Raw genomic sequence first — 3088 nt, 5'->3', positions numbered from 1 at the left:
CTCAACCCCAACGGATCCACCCACCCCGTCGGATTCGGCACATACCGATACTGATTCAACCCACCCGCCAACTTCACCGGGTCCGGTGTCAGATACCTGCCCAACCGTGGGTCGTAATACCGGTGCCGGTTGTAATGCAGCCCGCTCTCCCCATCGAAATACTGCCCCTGAAACCGCAGCGGCTGGTCCAGGTATTCCTCGCCAGCCAGGGTGATCGCCGAGACTTTGCCGTAGGCGTCGTATTGCGCGGACCAGACGATGTCGCCGCTGTAGTCGGTGAGTTCCTGCGGGGTGCCGAGGTGGTCGAGTTGGTAGTAGAACGGGCAGGCTTTTTTTGGGCCTTTGCCGTCGAGCAGTGCCAGCGGGCGGAAGGTGCCGGGTTCGTAGACGTAGCTGCGGTACTGGCTTTGGCTGCTTTCGGCGACGAGGTGGTCGCCTTGCCAGAAGAACTCGGTGGTTTCGCCGTCGACGGTTTTGCGGATGCGGCGGCCGAAGGCGTCGTATTGGTAGCTCGCGGTTTTGCCGTCGGGGCGGGTCAGGCCGATGAGGCGGTGCTGGCAGTCGTAGCGGTATTCGGTGACGAGTTTTTGCCCGGTGCCGCGGCGTTCGCGGATCAGGTTGCCGAAGGCGTCGTAGTCGTAATGGCGATCACCCTGCATCAGCAGGCGGTTGCCTTCAACGCGGGACGGGCCGGGGCGGTCCTGCATGAGCAGGTTGCCGGCCGGGTCGTGGGCAAAGGATTCCGGCAGTTCGTCGCGTGAGTGACGCACGCGGATCAAGCGGTCGAGCGCGTCGTAGCCGTAGGTGCGCTGGCCGTGGCGGGTGTCGGCAATATGTTCCAGGTTGCCGTTGGCGCTGTAGGCATAATCGCGGCGATACAGCGAGCCGTGCTGATGGCCTACGGCGTGAGCGAGCAATCGACCCTGATCGTCGTAGGCATATTCGCTGAGCAGCAGGCCTTGCTGGCGATGCTGTTCGCGACCGGCGCGGTAGACATGCTGCGTCAGTGGCGCGCCGTTGAGGTGGATCGCGGTCAGCGCACCGCCCTTGGCGTAGTGGTAGTCGAGCTTGCTGTTGTCCGGCAGGCGCTGGCGCTTGAGTTGGCCGCAGGCGTCGTAGGTGTAGCGCAAAGTGCCCCAGCCCTGATGCTCGGTGATCAGCCGATCCTGCCGGTCGTATTCGAAGGCCAGCGGGTGTTTCTGGCCGTCGTCGACGCCGATCAGCCGACCGAGGCGGTCGTAGCGGTAGGCAACCTTGACCCCGTCGGGGAGGGTCTTGAGCAGCAGGCGTCCGGCCGCATCGCGCTCGTAGGCGGTGACCAACGTCGAGCCGTCGTCGCCGAACTCGGTCTTTTCCAGCAAGTGGCCATTGAGGTCGTAGGCGTAAGCGGTACGTCGTCCGTCGAAGCCGGTTTCCTGTCGGATCAGTCCGTTGGGCGTGTAGTCCAAGCAATACTGTTCGCCGGACTCGTTCTCGATCTCGGTGAGCAGCAGTTGCGCGTGGTCGTAGCGGTACTGCACCCGCGTGCCGTCGGGGTTGATCCGCCGGGACACCAGATGCAAGTCGTCGTCATATTCATAGCGGGTGATGCGCCCGAGTTCGTCGCGTTCGGCGGTGACCTGGTGATAGGCGCCGTAGCTGTAAGCGCGTGTGGCGCCCGTAGGAGAAGTCGTCTGGATCAGTCGGCCAACGGCGTCCCAATGCTGGCGAGTCACGGTGCCGTGTTCGTCCGCCGTTGTAGTCCGCCGCCCCAGTGCGTCGTAGGCAAAGCGCCGCACGCCAGCGTCGGGCAGGGTTTCTTCAATCAACTGGCCGAGGTTGTTCCAGACGAAAACATGCCGACTGGTGTCCGGGTAGCGGATCGACAGCAACTGCCCGCGGGCGTCGTAGTGGTAATGGGTGACGTGGCCGTCGGGATCGACCGCCTCGATGACATCGCCCTGGGCATTGCGCCAATAGGTCCACAGCGCTTCGCCACGCGAACGGCGGTGCAGGAAACCGTTGCGGTACTCGTAGGACGTTGGCACATCATCCGGCGGAATCAGCGCGATCAGCCGTCCAACGTCGTCGTAGCGGTATTCGGTGACGGCGCCGAGCGGGTCCTGCTCGGCGATCAGCCGCCCCTCATCGTCGTAGGCCTTGAGGTGTTCGCCACCGTCAGCCTCGACCTTGCGCACCAATCGGGCGCGGTCGTCGTGGACGTAGGTTTCTTCGGTGCCGTCGACGTAATGCACCGCGACACTGCCGTCGTCATTCCAGACGTAGCGGGTGTCCATCTGCGAGAACGACGCCCAGTGCCGGACACAACGGGCAGCCTTGCCGGCCCCTTGCCACTCCCAGAAGAAGCTCGCCCCACCGGTCAGTTGGCGCTGCAGAATGACGTGCAGATCGTCGTAGTCGTAACGCTCGCTGTCACCGGCCGCGTTAGTCGCTTCGATCAGGTGCTGATAGGCGTCGTAGCGGTAGCTGACGAGGGAGTGTTCAGTCTTCCACTCAGCCTGTTGAAACGACTGGTAATCAATGCCGATCAGGTGCTGACGGTCGTAGCGCAATAACAGAGACCGACCCGCCCCGTTATCCAATCGCTGAACCCTGTCAGACCGATCCCTATGCACCGTCAGACGGTTGCCATAAGCATCACTGATCGCCGTCAGCCGCCCCGCCCGAAAGTGATAAAACCGCGCTGTTTCCCCGGCCAGCGCAAGGATCAACTCCTGCGGTTCATCGCCGAGAAAGATCGCCGCCCGCGACAGACTGTTGTGAATCGCCGGCCGCTCGACACTCGGCAACGGAAACCGTGTACGTCGGTTTTCGTGGTCAATCCAGACCACCTCGTCAGCGTCGAACGCCAGCCGATGCGCCAGCGAATGGCTCCAGCCAAACCCCAACCCGACATCGATCTCGGCCGCACTGGTGCGATACAACCGGGTGAACTCGAACGGCAGCAAGCCATCGAGCGTGCCATCGGTGAGGGTCAGCAGTTCTTCGCCGGTGACCATCGATACGGGGCAGCCGTTGGTGCAGGTCGACGGCACACAATCGGCGCTGTCACCGTTGGGGTTTTTTGCCTGATTAGGGGCGTCGTCGT

At 63.1% G+C, this 3088-nt stretch carries 1 protein-coding gene; it reads right to left on the bottom strand.

The genetic code is table 11. The features are described 5' to 3' along the window. Positions 1–3088, bottom strand: a 3088-nt coding sequence (locus K5E40_RS34150; protein WP_221734413.1) for an RHS repeat-associated core domain-containing protein, incomplete at both ends; no start/stop codon positions are given.

It is taken from the genome of Pseudomonas baetica (genome assembly GCF_019733355.1).
Classification (GTDB): Bacteria; Pseudomonadota; Gammaproteobacteria; order Pseudomonadales; family Pseudomonadaceae; genus Aquipseudomonas; species Aquipseudomonas baetica_A.
This window is presented reverse-complemented; position numbering and strand designations above follow the sequence as displayed.